General features: G+C 60.8%; 21 protein-coding genes. All 21 read left to right on the top strand.

What is annotated here, in order from left to right; translation table 11 throughout:
• Positions 1 to 17 precede the first annotated feature (17 nt).
• Positions 18 to 803, top strand: coding sequence for a flagellar basal-body rod protein FlgG (flgG, locus tag SOP95_RS24675; RefSeq protein WP_008055493.1), 786 nt, complete (start codon positions 18 to 20; stop codon positions 801 to 803).
• Between the two features lie 52 nt (positions 804 to 855).
• Positions 856 to 1551, top strand: coding sequence for a flagellar basal body L-ring protein FlgH (gene flgH, locus SOP95_RS24670; protein ID WP_274074834.1), 696 nt, complete (start codon positions 856 to 858; stop codon positions 1549 to 1551).
• A 27-nt stretch (positions 1552 to 1578) separates the two neighbouring features.
• Positions 1579 to 2667, top strand: coding sequence for a flagellar basal body P-ring protein FlgI (locus tag SOP95_RS24665; protein WP_274074987.1), 1089 nt, complete (start codon positions 1579 to 1581; stop codon positions 2665 to 2667).
• 11 nt (positions 2668 to 2678) lie between these two features.
• The gene (flgJ, locus tag SOP95_RS24660) at positions 2679 to 3962 is read left to right on the top strand and encodes a flagellar assembly peptidoglycan hydrolase FlgJ (RefSeq protein WP_323608652.1); all 1284 of its coding nucleotides are present in this window, start codon (positions 2679 to 2681) and stop codon (positions 3960 to 3962) included.
• A gap of 17 nt (positions 3963 to 3979) precedes the next feature.
• Positions 3980 to 5989, top strand: a complete 2010-nt coding sequence (gene flgK / locus SOP95_RS24655; protein ID WP_323608651.1) for a flagellar hook-associated protein FlgK — start codon at positions 3980 to 3982, stop codon at positions 5987 to 5989.
• A 13-nt stretch (positions 5990 to 6002) separates the two neighbouring features.
• Positions 6003 to 7595, top strand: a complete 1593-nt coding sequence (locus tag SOP95_RS24650) for a flagellar hook-associated protein 3 (RefSeq protein ID WP_274074837.1) — start codon at positions 6003 to 6005, stop codon at positions 7593 to 7595.
• 313 nt (positions 7596 to 7908) lie between these two features.
• Complete coding sequence (locus SOP95_RS24645) at positions 7909 to 8838, top strand: ketoacyl-ACP synthase III (protein ID WP_323608650.1); 930 nt, start codon at positions 7909 to 7911, stop codon at positions 8836 to 8838.
• Between the two features lie 251 nt (positions 8839 to 9089).
• On the top strand, positions 9090 to 10550 hold the full coding sequence (locus tag SOP95_RS24640) for a flagellin N-terminal helical domain-containing protein (protein WP_323608649.1): 1461 nt from the start codon (positions 9090 to 9092) through the stop codon (positions 10548 to 10550).
• A gap of 73 nt (positions 10551 to 10623) precedes the next feature.
• A complete protein-coding gene (locus SOP95_RS24635; RefSeq protein WP_323608648.1) occupies positions 10624 to 10974 on the top strand; it encodes a flagellar protein FlaG in 351 nt (116 codons plus the stop codon).
• Between the two features lie 81 nt (positions 10975 to 11055).
• Positions 11056 to 12438, top strand: a complete 1383-nt coding sequence (gene fliD / locus SOP95_RS24630; protein ID WP_323608647.1) for a flagellar filament capping protein FliD — start codon at positions 11056 to 11058, stop codon at positions 12436 to 12438.
• Between the two features lie 156 nt (positions 12439 to 12594).
• A complete protein-coding gene (gene fliS / locus SOP95_RS24625) occupies positions 12595 to 12990 on the top strand; it encodes a flagellar export chaperone FliS (RefSeq protein ID WP_274074842.1) in 396 nt (131 codons plus the stop codon).
• Between the two features lie 17 nt (positions 12991 to 13007).
• Positions 13008 to 13304: a flagellar protein FliT gene (gene fliT, locus SOP95_RS24620; protein ID WP_323608645.1), complete on the top strand. Its 297-nt coding sequence runs from the start codon at positions 13008 to 13010 to the stop codon at positions 13302 to 13304.
• Between the two features lie 173 nt (positions 13305 to 13477).
• The gene (locus SOP95_RS24615; protein ID WP_077184077.1) at positions 13478 to 14953 is read left to right on the top strand and encodes a sigma-54 dependent transcriptional regulator; all 1476 of its coding nucleotides are present in this window, start codon (positions 13478 to 13480) and stop codon (positions 14951 to 14953) included.
• Positions 14954 to 15063: 110 nt separating this feature from the next.
• Positions 15064 to 16287 carry a sensor histidine kinase gene (locus SOP95_RS24610; RefSeq protein ID WP_323608644.1) on the top strand — a complete coding sequence of 408 codons (1224 nt, stop codon included), beginning with the start codon at positions 15064 to 15066 and terminating at the stop codon, positions 16285 to 16287.
• 5 nt (positions 16288 to 16292) lie between these two features.
• Entirely contained in the window at positions 16293 to 17672 is a 1380-nt protein-coding gene (locus SOP95_RS24605) for a sigma-54-dependent transcriptional regulator (RefSeq protein ID WP_323608643.1), read from the top strand.
• Between the two features lie 230 nt (positions 17673 to 17902).
• Positions 17903 to 18232 carry a flagellar hook-basal body complex protein FliE gene (fliE, locus tag SOP95_RS24600; protein ID WP_077184074.1) on the top strand — a complete coding sequence of 110 codons (330 nt, stop codon included), beginning with the start codon at positions 17903 to 17905 and terminating at the stop codon, positions 18230 to 18232.
• Between the two features lie 15 nt (positions 18233 to 18247).
• On the top strand, positions 18248 to 20035 hold the full coding sequence (gene fliF, locus SOP95_RS24595) for a flagellar basal-body MS-ring/collar protein FliF (protein WP_323608641.1): 1788 nt from the start codon (positions 18248 to 18250) through the stop codon (positions 20033 to 20035).
• The gene (gene fliG / locus SOP95_RS24590) at positions 20028 to 21047 is read left to right on the top strand and encodes a flagellar motor switch protein FliG (RefSeq protein WP_274074847.1); all 1020 of its coding nucleotides are present in this window, start codon (positions 20028 to 20030) and stop codon (positions 21045 to 21047) included. Before fliF ends, fliG begins: the two co-directional genes overlap by 8 nt.
• A 4-nt stretch (positions 21048 to 21051) precedes the next feature.
• Complete coding sequence (fliH, locus tag SOP95_RS24585) at positions 21052 to 21834, top strand: flagellar assembly protein FliH (RefSeq protein WP_323608640.1); 783 nt, start codon at positions 21052 to 21054, stop codon at positions 21832 to 21834.
• Positions 21824 to 23182 carry a flagellar protein export ATPase FliI gene (gene fliI, locus SOP95_RS24580; protein ID WP_046816899.1) on the top strand — a complete coding sequence of 453 codons (1359 nt, stop codon included), beginning with the start codon at positions 21824 to 21826 and terminating at the stop codon, positions 23180 to 23182. Before fliH ends, fliI begins: the two co-directional genes overlap by 11 nt.
• A 6-nt stretch (positions 23183 to 23188) precedes the next feature.
• A complete protein-coding gene (fliJ, locus tag SOP95_RS24575) occupies positions 23189 to 23638 on the top strand; it encodes a flagellar export protein FliJ (protein WP_274074849.1) in 450 nt (149 codons plus the stop codon).
• Positions 23639 to 23792: the final 154 nt, after the last annotated feature.

Raw genomic sequence — 23792 nt, 5'->3', positions numbered from 1 at the left:
CGCACGAGGAGAATCGAATGCTTCCGGCTCTATGGGTTGCCAAAACCGGTCTGTCCGCCCAGGACACCAACCTGACCACCATTTCCAACAACCTGGCGAACGTCTCGACCACGGGTTTCAAGCGTGACCGCGCCGAGTTCCAGGACCTGCTGTACCAGATCAAGCGTCAGCCAGGCGCTCAGTCGACCCAGGACAGCGAACTGCCGTCGGGCCTGCAACTGGGTACCGGTGTGCGCATCGTCGGCACCCAGAAAAACTTCAACGCCGGCAGCCTGCAAACCACCGAGCAGCCTTTGGACATGGCCATCGACGGTCGCGGCTTCTTCCAGATCCTACAGCCGGACGGCACCACGTCCTACACCCGTGACGGTACTTTCCACCTGGACTCCAACGGCCAGATCGTCAACGCCAGCGGCTTTGCCCTGGAGCCGGCGATCGTCATTCCGAACGACGCCCAGACCTTCACCGTGGGCAAGGACGGCACCGTGTCCATCACCGTCGCCGGCAACCCGGCCTCCCAGGTGATCGGCAACCTGCAGACCGCCGACTTCATCAACCCGGCCGGCCTGCAGGCCGTGGGCAACAACCTGTTCCTGGAAACTGCCGCCAGTGGCGCGCCGCAAGTCGGCACCCCGGGCCTTGCCGGTTTCGGTACCACGCTGCAGAACACCCTGGAAACCTCCAACGTCAGCACCGTTGAAGAGATGGTCAACATGATCACCACTCAGCGCGCCTACGAGATGAACTCCAAGGTGATCTCCACCGCCGACCAGATGCTCTCGTTCGTAACGCAGAATCTGTAATCAAGTCTTTGGGGCGGCCAAGAGGTCGCCGGCAACACCGTGAGGTAGGGTCATGAAACGCTTTGTATCTGTTCTGGCACTGAGTGGGGTCACTGTGCTCGCGGGCTGTGTGCCCATGTCGCCCAAGCCCAATGATCCCTACTATGCACCGGTGTTGCCGCGCACGCCGTTGCCGGCTGCCGCCAACAACGGCTCGATCTATCAGGCCGGCTTCGAACAGAACCTGTACAGCGACCGCAAGGCGTTCCGGGTCGGTGACATCATCACCATCACCCTGAACGAGAAGACCCAGGCCAGCAAAAACGCCAACTCGCAGATTGGCAAGAACAGCAAGGCCAGCATCGGCCTGAGCTCGCTGTTCGGTTCCACGCCCAGCACCAACAATCCGTTTGGCAGTGGTGACCTGAGCCTGGACGCCAGCTACGAAGGCGACCGCGCGACCAAAGGTGACAGCAAGGCTGCCCAGGGCAACACCCTGACCGGTTCGATCACCGTGACCGTCGCCGACGTATTGCCCAACGGCATCATCGCCGTGCGCGGCGAGAAGTGGATGACCCTCAACACCGGCGACGAACTGGTGCGTATTGCCGGCCTGGTCCGGGCCGACGATATCTCCACCGATAACACCGTGTCATCGACCCGCGTCGCGGATGCGCGCATCACCTACTCGGGCACCGGTTCGTTTGCCGATGCGAGTCAGCCAGGCTGGTTCGACCGTTTCTTCCTCAGCCCGCTGTTCCCTTTCTAGGTGGCGACATTGAATTTCAAACACCTGATGGTGGCTGCGTTCCTGATGTCCGCAGCGTTCGGTGCTCAAGCCGAGCGCCTGAAGGACATCGCCAGCATTTCCGGCGTGCGCTCCAACCAATTGATCGGCTACGGCCTGGTGGTCGGGCTCAATGGCACCGGCGACCAGACGACGCAGACCCCGTTCACCCTGCAGACCTTCAACAACATGCTCTCGCAGTTCGGCATCAAGGTGCCGCCGGGCTCGGGCAACGTGCAGTTGAAGAACGTCGCGGCGGTGTCGATCAGTGCCGACTTGCCGGCGTTCGCCAAGCCGGGGCAGCAGGTCGACATCACCGTGTCGTCCATCGGTAACTCCAAAAGCTTGCGCGGCGGCACCTTGCTGCTGACGCCGCTCAAGGGTATCGACGGCAACGTTTATGCGGTGGCCCAGGGCAACCTGGTGGTCGGCGGTTTTGATGCCGAGGGTCGCGACGGCTCGAAGATCACGGTCAACGTGCCGTCGGCCGGCCGCATCCCGGGTGGCGCCTCGGTCGAGCGAGCGGTGCCGAGCGGATTCAACCAGGGCAACAGCCTGACCCTGAACCTCAACCGCTCCGACTTCACCACGGCCAAGCGCGTCGTCGACAAGATCAACGACATGCTCGGCCCAGGCGTGGCCCAGGCCATCGACGGCGGCTCGGTGCGCGTCACGGCGCCGCTCGATCCGAGCCAGCGTGTCGACTATCTGTCGATCCTGGAAAACCTTGAAATCGATCCAGGCCAGGCGGTGGCCAAAGTCATCATCAACTCGCGCACCGGCACCATCGTGATCGGCCAGAACGTCAAGGTTTCCCCGGCCGCCGTCACCCACGGCAGCCTGACCGTGACCATTACCGAAGACCCGATCGTCAGCCAGCCCGGCCCTCTGTCCAATGGCCAGACCGCGGTCGTGCCGCGCTCGCGGGTCAATGCCGAGCAGGAAGCCAAGCCGATGTTCAAGTTCGGCCCAGGCACCACCCTCGACGAAATCGTCCGTGCGGTGAACCAGGTCGGCGCGGCACCGGGTGACCTGATGGCGATCCTTGAAGCACTGAAACAGGCTGGCGCCTTGCAAGCCGACCTGATCGTGATCTGAGGACGGCGACCATGGACATGAACAAGAGCGGTCGGGTCAGCAGCAGCGATTCCGGCGCGTTTTCCGACCTGAACCGGCTGAACCAGCTCAAGGTCGGCGACAAGAACAGCGACGCCAACATGCGCAAGGTGGCGCAGGAATTCGAGTCGCTGTTCCTCGGCGAGATGCTCAAGTCCATGCGCTCGGCCACCGAGTCGCTGGGCAAGGACAACCCGATGAACACCGCCGAGGCCAAGCAGTACCAGGAAATGTACGACCAGCAACTGGCGGTTTCGATGTCCCGCGAGGGCGGCGGTATCGGCCTGGCGGACGTGCTGATGCGGCAGATGTCGAAGAACAAGCCGCTGGCGCCGGGTGAAGCGGCGACACTGTCGGCGGCCAAGCAGGAAGCGGCGAAAGCGGCTGCGCAGACACCAGTGGCCGCTGGTACGGTGGCGATCAACGGGCCACTGTCGCGGGTCAATGGCGAGCGCCCATTGTGGGCCTCGCGTTCGCTCAGTGCGCCGACAGGCGAGGGCGCCCATCGCAATGACATGGCGCTGATCAATCAGCGCCGCCTGGCCCTGCCGCCCAAACTGGCCGACCGCTTGCTCGCCGGCCTGGTGCCTTCCGCCACGCCGACGAGTGCCACCGCAGTCAACAAAGCGGCATTGCCCGAGCGCGTCGCGAGCAGCGGTTCCGGCCCCTTGTACAACGGCGACTGGCTGGCGAACGCGCAAATGGCGTCGAGCGGGTCCCTGCAGATCCACGGGCGCGCCATCGCGCAAATCCCCCTGGCACCGGCGAAAAAAGCCTTCAGCTCCGCCGACGAATTCGTCAACACCATGCTGCCGATGGCCAAGGAAGCGGCCGATCGCATTGGTGTCGACCCACGTTACCTGGTGGCCCAGGCCGCCCTGGAAACCGGTTGGGGCAAATCGGTCATGCGGGCCCAGGACGGCAGCAGCAGCCACAACCTGTTCGGCATCAAGGCCGGCAGCAGTTGGCAGGGTGATTCGGCGCGGGCGATCACCAGCGAATTCAGGAATGGCGAGATGGTCAAGGAGACGGCCGAGTTCCGTTCCTACGACTCCTACAAGGACAGCTTCCATGACCTTGTAACGCTGCTGCAAACCAACAATCGCTATCAAGATGTCGTGAAGTCGGCCGATAACCCGGAACAGTTTGTGCGCGAGCTACAAAAGGCCGGTTACGCAACCGACCCGGCTTACGCCAGCAAGATTTCGCAGATAGCCAGGCAGATGACGAGTTATCAGAACTACGCTGCGGCGGGCGTTTCAACCACGCCTTTATAGACATAAGGGTCTGAACCATGAGTTTGCTCAACATCGGAATGTCGGGTCTATCCGCTAGCCACGCCTCATTGGTGACTACCGGTAACAACATTTCCAACGTCGATACCGTCGGGTACTCGCGCCAACAAACTGTGCAGGGCACCAAAGGCTCGATTCAGTACGGCAATGTGTTCATCGGCACCGGTACCACGCTGGCCGACGTGCGTCGGGTGTACAACAGCTACCTCGACGCGCAGTTGCAGACCTCGACGTCGCTCAACAGTGATGCGCAGGCTTACCTGGGGCAGGCCACCCAGGTCGACAAGCTGCTGTCCGACAGCGGCACCGGTGTGACCAAATCCTTGCAGGCTTTTTTCTCGTCCTTGCAAACGCTGGCCGGCAACTCCAACGACAATGCCGCGCGCCAGGCGTTGCTGACCAACGCCCAAGGCTTGAGCAGCCGCTTCAATGCCATCTCCGGGCAATTGAAGCAGCAAGGCAGCTACATCAACGATCAGATGGGTTCGATGGCCGACCAGGTCAACAAGCTGGCGTCGACCGTTGCCGCGTACAACAAGAAAATCAGTGAAGTCAGTGGCTCGGGTGGCACGCCCAACGAATTGCTGGACCAGCGTAACGAAACCATCCGCCAGCTCAATGAGCTGGTGGGCACCCAGGTCACTGAGACCGAAGGGCGCATGGATATTTACCTGGGCAGCGGCCAGCCTTTGGTGGTGGGCGACACCGTCAACAAACTGCGAGTGGCCGCCGACCCGGCCGACCCGACCCGTTCCTCGATCATCATGGATCGCAACGGTTCGTCGATCGACATCACCAACGTGATGAGCGGCGGCGAGATGGGCGGGCTGTTGCGTTATCGCAATGAGGTATTGACCCCGGCGGTCAATGGCCTGGGGCGTATCGCCATGGTCGTCGCCGATCAGGTCAACAAGCAGTTGGGGCAGGGGCTGGACCAGAGCGGTAACTTCGGCGCAGCGTTGTTCAATGACATCAACAGTGCCGCGGCCATCAGTCAGCGCAGCATTGCCAATGCCAAGAACAATCCGGCGTCGGGTAACCTGAACGTCACCATCAAGGACACCGGCAAGCTGGCGGCCAGCGATTACCAGGTGACCTTCACCAGCGCCACCGGCTACAGCGTGCGGCGCCTGTCGGACAATACCGACATGGGCAGTTTCGACCTGGGCACGACACCGCCACCGGTCATCGATGGCTTCAGCCTGAGCCTCAACGCCGGTGCGGTAAACAGCGGCGACAGCTTCAAGATTACCCCGACCCGCAGTTCCGCTGCGGACATGGCCACCGTCATGACCGACGCCAAGCGCCTGGCCACGTCTGCACCGCTGACGTCCACCAAGGCCCAGGGCAATAACGGTACGGGGGATGCCAGCCAGCCGACCCTGAAGACCAACCTGGACATCTACGATTCGGCCCAGCGCCTGGAAGTGCAGAGCGCGGTCAAGGCGTCGATGCCGGTTCGAATGCTGATGACCAGCGCCAGTGCCTATGAGGTGTTCGATGCCAAGGGGGTCAGTATCGGCACCGGCAACATCGTGCCCGGCCAGAACAACGACCTGAACATTTCGGTGCCGTACACCGATGCCAGCGGCGCGGCCAAGACCTTCAGTGTCGGCATGACCGTCAGCGGCAGTCCCAAGGCGGGCGACAGCTTCAATATTGCGATGACCGCCGCAGACAGCACCGACAACCGCAACGCACAGGCGTTGCTGGCCCTGCAGACCAAGGCCACGGTCGGCGCGACTGCGACCAGTCCCGGTGTGAGTTTTACCGAGGCCTATGGTGGCCTGGTGTCCACCGTTGGCTCCTTGACCAAGCAGGGTCAACTCGATGCCACGGCGACCGACACCATCGTCACCGGGGCGCGCAATGCGCGTGACTCGCTGTCGGGCGTCGACCTCGATGAAGAGGCCGGCAACCTGACCAAGTACCAGCAGTACTACACGGCCTCTTCGCAGATCATCAAGACTGCGCAGGAAATTTTCAGCACCCTGATCAATGCCCTTTAAGGAACCGTAGAACATGCGAATTTCTACTGCACAGTACTACGCGACCACTGCTGCCAACTATCAGCGCAACCTCAACAACGTGATGAAGACGGCCGAGCAGGCCAGTAGTGGCGTGAAACTCGAGACCGCGGCAGACGATCCGGTCGGCGCGGCGCGCTTGCTGCAACTCGAGCAGCAGAAAGCCATGTTGGGTCAGTACACCACCAACATCAACGCGTTGAACACGGCCCAGGCGCAGGAAGAGGGCGTGCTGGACAGCATCAACAACGTGCTGCAGAAAGTCAGCGAGTTGGCGATTCGGGCGGGTGGCGGATCGTTGAACGACGATGACCGCAAATCCATTGCCGCCGAGCTCAAGCAGTCCGAAGAGCAATTGCTGAGCCTGATGAACAGCAAGGACGCCAACGGCAAGTACATCTTCTCCGGCGCCAGCAACAACACCCCGCCTTTTTTACGCAATAGTGACGGCACCTACAGCTACCAGGGCGACCAGACCCAGCTGGAACTGAAAATCGGCGACTCGATGTCCCTGGGGCTGAACGATACCGGCTGGGACGTTTTCCAGCAGGCGATCAACGCTGCGCGTAGTTCGACCACCATGACAGCACCCGCCGTCGATGACGGTCGTGTGGCCCTGTCGCCTGGTCTGGTGAGCTCCGGTCCGACCTTCGATGCGAACTTCCGCAGCGGCCAGCCTTATACCCTGTCGTTCGTCAGCAGCACCCAGTACAAGATCACCGATGCATCGGGTAATGACGTGACCGCCGAAGCCGGTGGCGGTGGCAAGTTCGATCCGAATGCCAAGGGCGGTTCCGACGTCGATTTCCGCGGCGTGACCTTCAAGCTGGACATTACGTTCCAGGCCGGCGACACCCCCGCCGACTCCGCCAGCGCCGATGCGGTCATTGCCGGTCACAGCTTCCAGCTGACGGCCAAACCGGACAGTTTCGTCGCTAACCGCGCCCCGAGCAACACGTCGACTGCGATCATTTCCCAGGCCGCAGTGACCAACGCTGCGGATTACAAGAGCTTCTTCCCGGAAGGCGGAGCGGTGCTGAAGTTCACCGGTCCCGGGACGTTCGAGATGTACACCCGTCCGTTGACGGCTGGCAGCACTCCAGTGACCACCGGGACCGTGACCGCTGGCGTAGCGACGGCAGCCGGTGTCAGCTTCACCCTCGGCGGCACGCCGGCGGTTCCAGCGGCAGGTGATCAGTTCGATATTGCGGTCAACACCCACCAGACCCAGAACGTGCTCGACACCATCAGCCAGCTGCGTTCGGCGCTTGACTCACCGACCCAGGGTAATCCGGTCGCACAACGTTTCCTCGAAGACACGCTGGCTTCGTCCATTGCCAACCTGAACAACGCCAAGAACCAGGTGGACCTGGCACGTGGCGCTATCGGTGCACGGGGCAATGTGATGGATATGCAGAATGAGCAGAACACCAGCACCAGCCTGATCAACGAATCGACCGGAAATTCGATCAAGAACACCGATCCGGCGGAGGTGCTGACGCGTCTGACCTTGCAGCAGACCATGCTGCAGGCCGCGCAACTGGCATTCGCCAAGGTCTCCCAGCTGAGCCTGTTCAACAAGCTTTGAACCGGTCCTGACTCCTCGCGGCCAGCCCTCTGCATGGGGGGCTGGCCTTTTTTTTTGATTTTTTTTTAATTCTACGTAGCGGGGTGGGGCGGGGCTGCGGACCACAAAATCAAATAAAGCGTGGATCTCTGAGTGACCCGCCGGTCAAAACGCGCATCTTCACTGTATCCTGTCTGCGGGCGGTTAGGTGGCGGGCTGTTCAAGGTAACTGCTTGAATCCCGACGTCGCTTCTTCTGGGGGCCTGGCCCCGACTGTAGACGCCCTCGATTCAGCGAGCGGCGATGTTCAGCTGTTTATTATTGGGAAGCCATAATGATTGGCATAAAAAATATAGCGAGTTACGTGCCGGTAGCCGGGATTGATAATTACGCCCAGGGTGCCAAGTTCGACAAGGACGAAACCTTTATCCTTGGCAAGATCGGCTCGGCATTTTTGCCACGCATGGCTGCCGATCAGGAAACTTCCGATCTGTGTGTCGAAGCCGCCAATGCGCTGTTTGCCGCCAGTCCCGAACTCAAGCGTGAGTCCATCGACTGTCTGATCGTCGTCACCCAGAACGGGGATGAGGAGGGGTTGCCGCACACCGCCGCGATCGTTCAGGACAAGCTGGGCCTGCCGACCCACGTCGCCGCTTTCGATATTTCCCTGGGCTGTTCCGGCTACGTGTACGGCCTGTATGCGATCAAAGGCTTCATGGAAGCCGCGGGGCTGAAAAACGGCCTGCTGATCACCGCCGATCCGTATTCGAAGATCGTCGACCCGGAAGACCGCAACACCACCATGCTGTTCGGCGATGCCGCAACCGCCACCTGGATGGGTGAAAATGCGGTCTGGCAATTGGGCAAGTCGAAGTTCGGCACCGACGGTTCCGGTGCTCCGCACCTGAAAGTCAGCGACGGTGTGTTCTTCATGAATGGCCGCCAGGTCTTCAACTTTGCCTTGCTCAAAGTCCCGGCGCATTTGCATGAGTTGCTGAGCGAGTCGAATTTGCAGGCCAGCGATATCAACGCTTTCTGCATTCACCAAGGCAGTGCGGCAATTGTCGATGCCGTGGCACGCCGCTTTGAAGAAGGCGAGCCGGAGAAGTTCGTCAAGGACATGCTCGAAACCGGTAACACGGTGTCGTCGAGCATTCCGCTGTTGTTGCAGAACCACGTGTTCGATTCCAAGTGGACTCGCGTGGCCATCAGCGGCTTTGGCGTGGGCCTCTCGTGGGGTTCGGCGATTCTCTATCGCGGTTGACTCATTCGATTGCAATGGCAATAAAAAGCGCCCGGAAATTTAGATTTCCGGGCGTTTTGCGTTTTTATGGCGCCGAATTTATGGCGTTAAAGCCTTGAAAATAAAGGGCTGGCACCCTGCCACTAAAAATTTGCAAAAAACCGCTCAAGCAAAGCCTCTTCACGACGATAACTATTACGTAGGTTCTCTAGGCCAAACCCGACGGATGTCAGGGCCGGAAGCCGAAGTATCCATCCAACGAGGATTTCGTCATGGCTTTAACCGTAAACACCAACCTTGCTTCCTTGACCGTTCAGAACAACCTGAACAAAGCTTCCGGCAACCTGCAGACTTCGATGCAGCGCCTGTCCTCCGGCCTGCGTATCAACAGCGCTAAAGACGACGCTGCTGGCCTGCAAATTTCCAACCGTCTGACCAGCCAGATCAACGGCCTGGGCACCGCCATCAAGAACGCCGGCGACGGTATCTCCATCGCGCAAACGGCTGAAGGCGCGATGCAGGAATCCACCAACATTCTGCAGAAAATGCGTACCCTGGCCCTGGCTTCCGCGAACGGCTCGCCAAGCGATGACGACCGTAAGTCGAACAACGCTGAATACTCTGCATTGACTGCTGAATTGACCCGTATTGCTACCACCACTACCTTTGGTGGTCGTAACCTGCTGGACGGTTCTTTCGGTACTACCCAGTTCCAAGTCGGCGCCAACGCCAACCAGACCATCAACATGACTCTGGGCGACGTATCGGCCAACAACATCGGTTCCCAGCAGCTGAAAAGCCAGGCAATCGCACCGAGCGCAACCGGTGTAGCTGGTGGTGTAGTGACTCTGGTCGGTGGTGGTCAAACCGGCGGCTTCACCGTTGGAGCAGGTGCTTCGGCCAAGACTATCGCTTCGCAGATCAACACTGCAGCTATTGGTGGTGTGACGGCGACTGCCAGCACCGAAGCCAAATTCACTGTCAACACTGCTGCCATCCTGGCCGCTACTCCAGCCAGCGCCAACTTCAGCATTAACGTAGGTGGCGTAGCTGGCGTTGGCGGTACCACAGTGAGCATGGTGGGTGTGACCACCACCGGTGAGCTGGCGGACCAACTGAAATCCAACGCCGCGAAATTGGGCATCAGCGTTAACTACGATGCCAAGGCAGGTACTCTGTCGGTTAAATCTGACACCGGCGAGAACATCGCTCTGAACGCTGGTGACGCTGGCGCGATTGCTGGTATCAGTGTTCAAGCCAAAGATGGTGCCGGTAACTACGGCGGTGCTATTGCTGCCGCTGCAACCGTTATCCAGGTGACTGGTGCTGTTTCCCTGAACTCCGCCAACAGCTACTCGATGTCCGGCGCTGGTGTGACGGGTCTGTTCGGTGCCGGTACTACTGCCAGCTCCGCCAAAACCACTGTTGCCGCTACTAACGTTACTACTGCTGCCAACGCTCAGAATGCCATCGACGTGATCAGCCAGGCTATCTCGGCAATCGACTCCCAGCGTGCCGACCTCGGTGCGGTACAAAACCGTTTCGACAGCACCGTAGCCAACCTGCGCAGCATCTCGGACAACTCCACTTCTGCTCGTGGCGTGATCCAGGACGTTGACTTCGCGGCAGAAACTGCTCAGTTGACCAAGCAGCAAACCCTGCAACAGGCATCCACCGCGATCCTGTCCCAGGCTAACCAGCTGCCATCGGCTGTACTGAAGCTGCTGGGTTAATACCGGCGCTTGGTAACTGACGGAAGGGCGCGTTTACGCGCCCTTTTGTTTTTTCATGATCAGGAGATCAGGCATGGACATGAGCGTCAAGTTGAACCAGTCCTATCCCGCTGTTGCTCCTCAGGGCATAACGCCGAACGTCACTGGCAAGCCGGAGCAGCCCAAGACTGAAACTCTAAAGGTCGCAAGCGCCGAGCCAAAGCGGGACGAGCTGGAAAAAGCGGTCACCGATATTCAGGAATTCGTCCAGGCTGCCCAGCGCAATCTGGATTTTTCCATTGATGATTCCACTGGCCGGGTCGTGGTCAAGGTCATCGCCACCGAAACGGGTCTCGTGATTCGTCAGATCCCATCGGAAGCTGCACTTAAACTGGCACAAAGCCTGTCGGACGCCAGTAGTCTGTTGTTTGACGACAAAGTCTGAGCTGGCATGAATTTTGTTGCTGTCGCTGTCTAAGACGTTCCTGGTCAAGAAAACGGCAGCCACTGGATAAGGAGAGAGAGGATGGCGGGTACATCGGTTAGCGGTATTGGTTCGAACATCGATACCCAGGCGATTGTGAAGTCTTTGGTGGACTCTGAAAGAGCGCCAAAACAGACGCAAATCAACAATCAGACTCTGAAAGCAACCACCTCGCTGTCGTCGATCGGCAAAATTCAGGCGGCGCTGGATGCCTTCCGTGGTGCGTTGGATAACATGAAAACCGCCTCCAGCTTCAGCGGATTGAGCGGTATTTCCTCCGATGAAAAGGTCGCTTCCGTGACTACCGGTAACGGTGCGGCAGCAGGCAACTTCTCGCTGCTGGTCACCCAGTTGGCAACCGCATCGAAGATTTCGACCAAGGTCTACACCGACGGCGCTTCCGCGGTGGTTAATGCTGGTTCGGTGCCATCCACGCTGACCATCAAGCAAGGTACCGACACCTTTGATGTCAGCATTCCTGCGGGCGCGACGTTGCAGCAGGTCCGCGACTCGATCAACTCCCAGTATTCGAACCAGGGCTTGAGCGCCAACATCCTGACCGATGCCAACGGTTCCCGGATGGTGCTGACTTCCAATAAAACCGGTGTCGGTTCGGACCTGACCCTGACAGGTAACTCGGGTCTGGAAACCGGTACCTCGGTTCTCGCGACGCCACAGAACGCCAAGTACACACTAGACGGCGTGGCGATGGAATCCAAGAGCAATACCATTGCCGATGCAGTGAGCGGGATCACCCTCAAGCTGACAGGCGTTACTCCGGTTCCTGCCAGCGGTACGGCGACGCCAACCACAATCACTGTGTCCGCCGATACGGCAACGTTGAAATCTGCAGTCAAGGGGTTTGTCGATACCTACAATGCGCTGATCAAGGCGGTCAACACCGAGACCCAGGTTACAACCAACGCCGATGGGTCGATGACGACTGGCGCTCTGACAGGAGACGCGTCTCTGCGTTCGCTGCTGTCGTCGGTACGTACCGAGTTGAACGCCATGGGCGGCACTGGTGATATGAAATCCCTTGCTCAGTTTGGTGTCGAGACGGACCAGAAGACCGGCCTGCTGTCGATCGACGATAAAGTTTTTGATACGGCAGCACTTACCAATGCCGCTGATATCAAAGGGATCTTTGCTGGTGACACCGGTCTGCTTGCGCGCATGAAGACCGCCACCGACAGCTTCGCGCAGAAAACTACCGGGGTTTTTGCAGCGCGTTCGTCGAGCTTGAGCGACAGCCTCAATGACCTGAAAAAGCAGCAGGACGCCCTCGATGCGCGGATGGCCAGCCTGCAAACCAGTCTGAGTGCCAAGTACACAGCCATGGACTCCCTGGTAGCCCGACTGCGCGCCCAGAGCGACAGCATCATGACCACCCTCAATGCGCTGAACAATCCGAAAGACAGCTGATCCAGATCAGGCATGAATAACCCAGGCAGGCTGTCATGACAGCGCCTGGGTTTTTTTCTTGGGTAGAGTGTCCGAGTTAAAGTTATGGGTCGATCAGCCGACATAAAGATCAGAGCCTTCCAAAATTCAAGCTGCTGTCTGTCACGAGGTAGAAATATGAACCCCATGAGAGCCCTTCGCCAATACCAGAAGGTCAATTCCCATGCCCAGATCTCTGAAGCCAATCCACATCGCCTGGTACAACTTCTGATGGAAGGCGGGCTGGACCGCATGGCCCAGGCCAAGGGTGCGTTGGAGCGTGGCGACATCGCACTCAAGGGTTTGATGATGGGCAAGGCTGTGGACATCATCATCGGTCTGCGCGATGGCCTGAATCCGGAAAAAACCGATGATCCGGCTTCGCTGCAGCAGCTCGACAATCTGTACGCCTACATGATGACGCGTCTGATGGAAGCCAATCGAGAAAACGACGCGGCCATCATCGACGAAGTAGCAGGTCTGCTTGAAACCCTGAAAAGCGGTTGGGATGCGATTGGAAGCCCACAGGCCTGAGGGCCGAGGATGACGTCATGAGTCAAGCACTGCAACGGATCGAAGAAACCCGCGAAGCGCTGATCGATGCGCTGGCCGCGCGTAACTGGGATGCAATCGGCGAGCTGGATTCGGCCTGCCGTGAATGCGTCGATGAGGTGCTCGCTGAAGCACCGATTGACGAGGACGCGCTGCGCGCCCACCTGGAGAGTCTGCTGGCGGTGTACAAAGATTTATTGACGGTGACGATGGGCGAGCGTCAGGCAATTGTTGATCAGATGTCGCAGATCAACCAAGCGAAGAGTGCCGCAAAGGTTTACCATCTGTTTGGTTAATTAATATCTGCTTGATCCAGTCAGATTGCGCCATAAATTTGACTGTGAACGGTTTTTTGACTTTACTAGTGGCTGTTTCCAGATTTCAGGCGTCTACAGGCATTAACAGTCTGCAAGCGTCTAGCTTGCCCACTCATTTCGGGCACCGGGTTGACTAGGGAAGTTACGATTGCATGTGGCGTGAAACCAAAATTCTGCTGATCGATGACGATAGCGTCCGCCGCCGCGACCTGGCGGTGATTTTAAATTTTCTCGGCGAAGAAAATTTACCCTGCGGTAGCCATGACTGGCAGCAGGCTGTCGTCTCTTTGTCGTCCAGTCGTGAAGTAATCTGTGTCCTCATCGGGACGGTCAATGCTCCGGGTTCGCTTCAGGGCTTGTTAAAGACACTCGCGACATGGGATGAGTTCCTTCCGATTTTGCTGATGGGCGATAATTCTTCCATCGACCTGCCGGAAGACCAGCGTCGCCGCGTGCTGTCGACCCTCGAAATGCCTCCCAGCTACAGCAAGTTGCTCGATTCGCTGCACCGTGCCCAGGTCTATCGCGAGATGTACGACCAGGCCCGTGAGCGCGGTCGGCATCGCGAACCCAATCTGTTCCGCAGCCTGGTCGGCACCAGCCGGGCGATCCAGCACGTGCGCCAGATGATGCAGCAAGTGGCCGACACCGACGCCAGCGTGCTGATCCTCGGCGAGTCCGGGACCGGCAAGGAAGTGGTCGCGCGCAACCTGCATTACCACTCCAAGCGCCGCGAGGCGCCGTTCGTGCCGGTCAATTGCGGGGCGATTCCGGCCGAGCTGCTGGAAAGCGAATTGTTCGGCCATGAGAAGGGCGCGTTCACCGGGGCAATCACCAGCCGCGCCGGGCGTTTCGAACTGGCCAATGGCGGTACGCTGTTCCTCGACGAAATCGGCGACATGCCGCTGCCGATGCAGGTCAAGCTGCTGCGTGTGTTGCAGGAGCGCACGTTCGAGCGCGTGGGCAGCAACAAGACCCAGAGCGTCGATGTGCGCATCATCGCCGCGACCCACAAGAATCTCGAAAGCATGATCGAGATCGGCACCTTTCGCGAAGACTTGTACTACCGCCTGAACGTGTTCCCGATCGAGATGGCGCCGCTGCGCGAGCGCGTCGAGGACATTCCGCTGCTGATGAACGAGTTGATCTCGCGCATGGAGCACGAGAAGCGCGGTTCGATCCGCTTCAACTCTGCGGCGATCATGTCGCTGTGCCGTCACGGCTGGCCGGGCAACGTCCGCGAGCTGGCCAACCTGGTGGAGCGCATGGCGATCATGCATCCGTACGGGGTGATCGGCGTGGTCGAACTGCCGAAGAAATTTCGCTACGTCGACGATGAAGACGAGCAACTGGTCGACACCCTGCGCAGCGATCTCGAAGAGCGGGTGGCAATCAACGGCCATACCCCGGACTTCACCACCCATGCCATGTTGCCCCCTGAAGGCCTGGACCTGAAGGACTACCTCGGTGGCCTGGAGCAGGGTCTGATTCAGCAAGCACTGGACGATGCCAACGGCATTGTCGCGCGCGCCGCCGAACGCCTGCGCATCCGCCGCACCACGCTGGTGGAAAAAATGCGCAAGTACGGCATGAGCCGTCGTGATGGAGATGAACAGGCGGATGATTGACGCCTGTTTTTCAACTCGTTCATTTTCAAGCAGTTTTTTTTAGGCACGGGTATTGCTATAGCCCTCGCAACGTTCCGTTTAACTGACGGTCAGCCAAGCGAGAGAGCACGATGCCCCAAGCCGCCCCCCTGTCTCCTGTCCCTAGTGCCCTGGGACAATCGTCGTCCGTAGAGCAGGCGAGCCGGCTTGGCCTCGAGCAGGCGTTTGCCCTGTTCAACCAGATGTCCAGCCAACTGACCAACTCCTACAGCATGCTCGAAGCCCGGGTGACCGAGCTCAAGGGCGAGTTGGCGGTGGTCAGCGCCCAACGCATGCAGGAGCTGGCAGAGAAAGAACGCCTGGCCAATCGCCTGCAACACCTGCTCGACCTCCTGCCCGGCGGCGTCATCGTTATCGACGCCCAGGGCATCGTGCGCGAAGCCAACCCGGCGGCTTGCGAACTGCTCGGTCTGCCCCTCGAAGGCGAGCTGTGGCGGCAGGTGATTGCGCGTTGCTTTGCCCCCCGTGAAGACGACGGTCATGAAGTCTCCCTCAAGGATGGTCGGCGCCTGTCGATTGCCACGCGTTCGCTGGGTGCGGAGCCTGGGCAACTGGTGTTGCTCAACGACCTGACCGAAACCCGTCATCTGCAGGATCAACTGGCGCGCCACGAACGCTTGTCTTCACTGGGGCGCATGGTCGCGTCGCTGGCGCATCAGATTCGCACGCCGTTATCCGCGGCCTTGCTCTACGCCAGTCACTTGACCGATCAAACGCTGCCGGTCGACACCCAGCAACGTTTCGCCGGACGGCTCAAGGAGCGCTTGCACGAGCTGGAGCATCAGGTGCGCGACATGCTGGTCTTTGCCCGTGGCGAGTTGCCCTTGACCGACCGGGTGACCCCGGCGCAGCTGATGCAGTCACTGCAGGCGGCGGCGCTGACCCATGTACAGGACCTGCCGATTCGCTGGCAATGCGACAGTCATGCCGGTGAATTGCTGTGCAACCGCGACACCCTGGTCGGTGCGATCCTCAACCTGATCGAGAACGCGATTCAGGCCAGTGCCGGTGAGGTGCGCTTGAAGGTGCATCTCTACACCCGTGGCAACAACCTGCGCCTGTGCGTCAGCGATAGCGGCAGCGGTATCGACGGTGCTGTGCTGGCACGCCTGGGAGAACCGTTCTTTACCACCAAGACCACCGGCACCGGCCTCGGCCTGACCGTGGTCAAGGCAGTCGCCAGGGCTCATCAGGGCGAGTTGCGCTTGCGCTCGCGGATCGGTCGCGGCACCTGTGCGCAGGTGCTCCTGCCGCTTTTTATCAATGAGAAAAACAGCGCCCAGGGAGTGGAGTGAAGGCCATGGCAATCAAGGTTCTGCTGGTCGAGGATGACCGCGCTTTGCGCGAAGCGCTGGCGGACACGCTGTTGCTGGCCGGGCACGATTACAAGGCCGTGGCTTCGGCGCAGGAAGCCCTGGAAGCGGCGGGGGCCGAGGCGTTCAACCTGGTGGTCAGCGACGTCAACATGCCGGGCATGGACGGTCATCAATTGCTCGCGTTGCTGCGGGCGCGACAGCCGCAACTGCCGGTGTTGCTGATGACGGCGCACGGTGCCGTCGAGCGGGCGGTCGATGCGATGCGCCAGGGTGCCGCGGATTACCTGGTCAAACCGTTCGAGCCCAAGGCGCTGCTCGACCTGGTCGCACGCCATGCGCTGGGCAATGTCGGAAGCACCGATCACGAAGGACCTGTGGCGTTCGAACCGGCCAGTGCGCAGTTGCTGGAACTGGCCGCGCGGGTGGCGCGCAGTGATTCCACGGTGCTGATCTCCGGGGAATCCGGCACCGGCAAGGAAGTGCTGGCGCGCTACATTCACCAGCACTCCCGGCGCGCCAACCAGCCATTTATTGCGATCAACTGCGCGGCGATTCCCGACAACATGCTGGAGGCCACGCTCTTCGGTCACGAGAAGGGCTCGTTCACCGGCGCCATCGCGGCGCAGGCCGGCAAGTTCGAGCAGGCCGATGGCGGGACTATCCTGCTCGATGAAATTTCCGAAATGCCCCTGGGGTTGCAGGCCAAGTTGCTGCGGGTGCTGCAGGAGCGCGAAGTCGAGCGAGTCGGTGCGCGCAAGCCGATCACCCTGGATATCCGCGTGGTCGCGACCACCAACCGGGATCTGGCCGCTGAAGTGGCGGCGGGGCGGTTCCGTGAAGACCTGTACTATCGCCTGTCCGTATTCCCGCTGGCCTGGCGGCCCTTGCGCGAGCGCACGGCCGATATCCTGCCGCTGGCCGAGCGCCTGCTGGCCAAACACGTCAATAAAATGAAGCATGCGGCGGCGCGATTGTCGCCCGCGGCGCAGGCGTGCCTGATCGGTTATCCGTGGCCGGGCAATGTGCGCGAACTGGATAACGCGATTCAGCGCGCCTTGATCCTGCAGCAGGGTGGAATGATTGAGCCTGAGGATTTCTGTCTCGCCGGGCCGGTCGCTTGCGCGCCGTTACCGGCACTGGCGCCCGCGCGGGCAGTGGAAGTAGAGGCCGAATCTGCCGGGGCGCTAGGCGACGATCTGCGGCGCCGTGAGTTCCAGATGATCATCGACACCCTGCGCACCGAGCGCGGCCGCCGCAAAGAGGCCGCCGAGCGCCTGGGCATCAGCCCGCGCACGTTGCGCTACAAGCTGGCGCAGATGCGCGATGCCGGCATGGACGTGGAAGCGTATTTGTTTGCCACCTGAGCGCTGGCCTGCACGGGGCCCTGTAGGAGCAAGCTTGCTCGCGATGGTCGTTAACGATAACGCGGGGTTTCAGGATCAACACGTCGCTCTTGGGTCCATCGCGAGCAATCAAGCGTCGACCGGCTGCTCCTACAGATGCGACACCGGGAAAGCTGGCACCCTTGTTGCTAACACCTCGTTACCCGCTGAGTGAGCGTCAAAAAATTGCGGGCCGCCAGAGAGAGTAGAGCATGAGCCAAGGTATTGAATTCAATCGATTGATGCTGGATATGCGCGCCATGCAAATGGACGCCATGTCTGCGCCGAAATCGACTGCCGCCGTCCCTGAACTGAATGGCAGCAGCTTTTCCGACATGCTCGGTCAGGCCGTCAACAAGGTCAACGACACCCAGCAGGCGTCCACAGCCCTGGCCAATGCCTTCGAGATCGGCAAGAGCGGTGTCGATCTCACGGACGTGATGATTTCCTCGCAGAAGGCCAGCGTGTCTTTCCAGGCTTTGACCCAAGTGCGCAACAAGCTGGTTCAGGCTTACCAAGACATCATGCAGATGCCGGTTTAAGGACGAGATTGAGTCATGGCTGATGCAATCGCTGACAATGTTCCGGCCAAGGCCAATTCCGTAGGCGGCAAGCCGCCGCTGTTCGGGTTGTCCTTCCTGGAAAACCTCTCCGAGATGACCATGCTGCGTCAGGTGGGCCTGATGGTCGGCCTGGCCGCGAGCGTGGCGATTGGCTTTGCCGTGGTGTTGTGGTCCCAGCAACCGGACTACCGTCCGCTGTACGGCAGCCTTGCCGGCATGGACGCCAAGCAGGTCATGGATACCCTGGCGGCCGCCGATATTGCCTATAACGTCGAACCCAATTCCGGTGCCTTGCTGGTCAAGGCCGAAGACCTGTCCCGCGCGCGTCTCAAGCTCGCGGGCGCGGGTGTCACTCCCAGCGATGGCAACATCGGTTTTGAAATCCTCGACAAGGAACAGGGCCTGGGTACCAGCCAGTTCATGGAAGCGACCCGTTATCGTCGCGGCCTGGAAGGCGAACTGGCGCGCACCATTTCCAGCCTGAACAATGTCAAGGGTGCCCGGGTGCACCTGGCCATCCCGAAAAGCTCGGTGTTCGTGCGTGACGAGCGCAAGCCGAGCGCCTCGGTGCTGGTCGAGCTGTATTCCGGGCGTTCGCTGGAGCCGGGCCAGGTCGTGGCCATCGTCAATCTGGTGGCGACCAGCGTCCCCGAACTCAGCAAGTCGCAGATCACCGTGGTCGACCAGAAAGGCAACCTGCTCTCCGATCAGGCGGAAAACTCCGAGCTGACCATGGCCGGCAAGCAATTCGATTACAGTCGCCGCATGGAGAGCATGCTCACCCAGCGCGTGCACAACATTCTGCAACCGGTGCTGGGCAACGACCGCTACAAGGCCGAAGTCTCGGCCGATGTCGACTTCAGCGCCGTCGAGTCCACCTCCGAGCAGTTCAACCCGGACCAGCCGGCGTTGCGCAGTGAGCAGTCGGTCAACGAACAACGTACCGCCAGCAACGGCCCGCAAGGTGTACCGGGTGCCCTGAGCAACCAGCCACCGTCGCCAGCCTCGGCACCGCAAACCACCGGTGGCGCCACCGCGTCGGCCGGCATGGTGCAGCCCGGCCAGCCACTGCTCGATGCCAACGGCCAGCAGGTCATGGACCCGGCCACCGGCCAGCCCATGCTCGCACCGTATCCGGCGGACAAGCGTCAGCAGTCGACCAAGAACTTCGAACTGGACCGCTCCATCAGCCACACCAAGCAACAGCAGGGCCGATTGAATCGCCTGTCGGTCTCGGTGGTGGTCGATGACCAGGTCAAGATCAACCCGGCCAACGGTGAAATGACCCGTGCGCCGTGGAGTGCCGATGAGTTGGCCCGTTTCACCCGCCTGGTCCAGGATGCGGTCGGTTTCGACGCCAGCCGTGGCGACAGTGTCAGCGTGATCAACATGCCGTTCTCCGCCGAGCGCGGCGAAGTGATTGCCGATATTCCGTTCTACTCCCAGCCGTGGTTCTGGGATGTGGTCAAGCAGCTGTTGGGCGTCCTGTTCATCCTGGTGCTGGTGTTCGGTGTGTTGCGCCCGGTGCTCAACAACATCACCGGTGGTGGCAAGGACAAGCAACTGGCGGGCATCGGCAGCGACGTCGAGCTCGGTGGCATGGGCGGCCTGGACGGCGAACTGGCCAACGATCGTATCAGCCTCGGTGGCCCGACCAGCATCCTGCTGCCAAGCCCGAGCGAAGGCTATGACGCACAGTTGAACGCAATCAAGAGCCTGGTGGCAGAAGACCCGGGTCGTGTCGCCCAGGTCGTGAAAGAGTGGATTAACGCAGATGAGTGATAACCGAGCCATTGCCGCCAAACTGAGCAAGGTCGACAAAGCCGCGATCCTGCTGCTGTCACTGGGCTCGACCGATGCCGCCCAGGTATTGCGCCATATGGGGCCAAAAGAGGTCCAGCGTGTTGGCGTGGCCATGGCGCAGATGGGTAACGTGCACCGCGAGCAGGTCGAGCAGGTGATGAGCGAGTTCGTCGACATCGTCGGCGACCAGACCAGCCTGGGCGTCGGTTCCGATGACTACGTGCGCAAGATGCTCACCCAGGCCCTGGGCGAAGACAAGGCCAACGGCCTGATCGATCGCATTCTGCTGGGTGGCAACACCAGCGGCCTGGACAGCCTGAAGTGGATGGAGCCGCGCGCGGTCGCCGACGTGATCCGTTACGAGCACCCGCAGATCCAGGCGATCGTGGTGGCGTATCTCGACCCGGACCAGGCCGGTGAAGTGCTGGGCAACTTCGACCACAAGGTGCGCCTGGACATCATCCTGCGGGTGTCCTCGCTGAACACCGTGCAGCCGGCCGCCCTCAAGGAACTCAACCAGATTCTCGAGAAGCAGTTCTCCGGCAACTCCAATGCTTCGCGCACCAGCCTGGGCGGGATCAAGCGCGCGGCCGACATCATGAACTTCCTCGACAGCTCGATCGAAGGCCAGCTCATGGACTCGATCCGCGAAGTCGACGAAGACCTGTCCGGTCAGATCGAAGACCTCATGTTCGTGTTCAACAACCTGGCCGATGTCGACGACCGCGGCATCCAGGCGTTGCTGCGTGAAGTGTCCTCCGACGTGCTGGTACTGGCCCTCAAGGGCTCGGACGAAAACGTCAAGGAGAAGATCTTCAAGAACATGTCCAAGCGTGCGGCCGAATTGTTGCGCGACGATCTCGAGGCCAAGGGCCCGGTGCGCGTCAGCGATGTGGAAACCGCGCAGAAAGAAATCCTCACCATCGCCCGTCGCATGGCCGAAGCGGGCGAAATCGTGCTCGGCGGCAAAGGCGCCGAGGAAATGATCTGACCCCATGGCCAAGAACGATGAGCAGCCCTCTGACCTGATCAGGGCCCGTGATGTCGGTGGTTTCGAGTCCTGGGCACTGCCCAGCTTCGATCCGCCGGCACCCGAGCCTGAGCCCGAGCCCGAACCCGAGCCACCGGAAATGGAGGAAGTGCCGCTGGAGGAAGTCCAGCCACTGACCCTTGAGGAGCTCGAGAGCATTCGCCAGGAAGCCTACAACGAAGGTTTTGCGGTGGGCGAAAAAGAAGGGTTCCACAGCACCACGCTCAGGGTTCGCCAGGAAGCCGAAGTGGCGTTGGCGGCCAAGATCGCCAGCCTTGAAAAAATAATGGCGCACCTGTTCGAGCCCATCGCCGAACAGGACACCCAGATTGAAAAGTCCCTGGTCGAGCTGGTGCGGCACATGACCAGACAGGTGATCCAGCGCGAACTGGCCATGGACTCGACGCAGATCGAACACGTCATGCGCGAAGCCCTCAAGCTGTTGCCATTGGGCGTTGAAAACGTGCGGCTGTATATCAATCCGCAGGATTTCGTCCAGGTCAAAGCCTTGCGCGAGCGCCATGAGGAAACCTGGCGCATCGTCGAGGACGAGGCGCTGTTGCCTGGCGGTTGCCGGGTCGAAACCGAGCACAGCCGTATCGACGCCACGGTCGAAACCCGTGTGGCCCAGGTTATGGACAAGCTGTTCGACCAGTTGCACGAACAAGTCTTGCACCCGGCCGCTCCGGACCTGAGCCTTGAGTTGCCCCTCGAAAGCAAACCCGTGGCTGCCCCTGATGCGCCTTGAACGCACCAGTTTCGCCAAGCGCCTGGGCAGTTACGCCGAGGCCACGACACTGGCTGGCGCACCGATCCTCGAAGGCCGCCTGCTGCGCATGGTCGGCCTGACCCTCGAAGCCGAGGGCTTGCGCGCCGCCATGGGCAGTCGCTGCATGGTCATCAACGATGACAGCTACCATCCGGTGCAGGTCGAAGCCGAAGTCATGGGTTTTTCCGGCAGCAAGGTCTTCCTGATGCCGGTCGGCAGCGTGGCCGGCATCGCCCCCGGTGCCCGGGTGGTGCCCCTGTCCGACAGCGGTCGCTTGCCGATGGGCATGAGCATGCTCGGGCGCGTGCTCGATGGTGCCGGCCGCGCCCTGGACGGCAAGGGCGGGATGAAGGCCGAGGACTGGGTGCCGATGGACGGCCCGACCATCAACCCGCTCAAGCGCGAGCCGATCAGCGAGCCGCTGGACGTGGGCATTCGTTGCATCAACGGCATGTTGACGGTTGGACGCGGTCAGCGGCTTGGCTTGTTCGCCGGTACCGGCGTCGGTAAATCCGTGCTGCTGGGCATGATGACGCGCTTTACCGAGGCCGACATCATCGTCGTCGGGCTGATCGGCGAGCGGGGTCGTGAGGTCAAGGAGTTCATCGAGCACATCCTCGGTGAAGAAGGGCTCAAGCGCTCGGTGGTGGTGGCGTCGCCCGCGGACGATGCGCCGCTGATGCGTCTGCGCGCCGCCATGTACTGCACGCGAATCGCCGAGTATTTCCGCGATAAGGGCAAGAATGTTCTGCTGCTGATGGATTCGCTGACGCGTTTCGCCCAGGCCCAGCGGGAAATCGCCCTGGCCATCGGCGAGCCGCCGGCGACCAAGGGTTATCCGCCCTCGGTGTTCGCCAAGTTGCCGAAACTGGTGGAGCGCGCCGGCAATGCCGAGAAGGGCGGTGGCTCGATCACGGCGTTCTATACCGTGCTGTCCGAAGGTGACGACCAGCAGGACCCGATTGCCGACTCGGCGCGGGGCGTACTCGACGGGCACATCGTGCTGTCGCGGCGACTGGCCGAGGAGGGCCATTACCCGGCCATCGATATCGAGGCCTCCATTAGCCGGGTCATGCCGGCCGTGGTGTCGCCGGAACACATGGCCCGGGCGCAGTACTTCAAGCAGTTGTGGTCGCGCTATCAACAGAGCCGCGACCTGATCAGCGTCGGCGCCTACGTCGCCGGCGGTGACCGCGAGACCGACCTGGCGATTTCCCTGCAGCCGCAGCTGGTCAAATACCTGCGCCAGGGCCTCAACGACAGCATCAGCCTGGGCGAAAGCGAAGCGTATCTCGCCTCGATCTTCGCGCCTGCGGCGGGCGGTTAACCGGCCATGGCCCAGAGTCGGGCGGGCCGCCTGGCCCCCGTGGTGGAAATGGCCGAGAAGGCCGAGAAAACCGCGGTCCAGCGTCTGGGGCACTTCCAGGGGCAGGTGCGGCTGGCCGAGAGCAAGCTGGCCGACCTCGAAGCCTTTCGGCTCGACTATCAGGAACAGTGGATCGTGCGCGGCAGTGCCGGCGTGTCCGGGCAATGGCTACTGGGCTACCAGGGCTTTCTCGCGCAATTGGGCACGGCCATCGATCAACAGCGGCAGAGCCTGGCCTGGCACCAGAACAACCTGAACAAGGCGCGGGACACCTGGCAACAGGCGTTCGCCCGGGTCGAAGGCTTGCGCAAGCTGGTTCAGCGCTACCAGGACGAAGCCCGGGCGCTGGAAGACAAGCGCGAGCAGAAGTTGCTGGATGAATTGTCCCAGCGCCTGCCGCGACAGGATGCGTATTGATAGATTGCCCGGGAATGATCGCAGCCCGCGGCAGCTCAGCGCGAACGCGAAACCCCTGTAGGAGCTGGCTTGCCAGCGAAGAGGCCCGAAAAACCAGCGCAATACCCAAGACCGCCTTCGCCGGCAAGCCGGGCTCCTACAATGTTGCGTGTTG

This window comes from Pseudomonas sp. YuFO8, assembly GCF_035065025.1.
GTDB classification, from domain to species: domain Bacteria; phylum Pseudomonadota; class Gammaproteobacteria; order Pseudomonadales; family Pseudomonadaceae; genus Aquipseudomonas; species Aquipseudomonas putida_AE.
The sequence above is the reverse complement of the archived record's forward strand: the minus strand, read 5'-3'. Positions and strand labels throughout refer to the sequence as shown.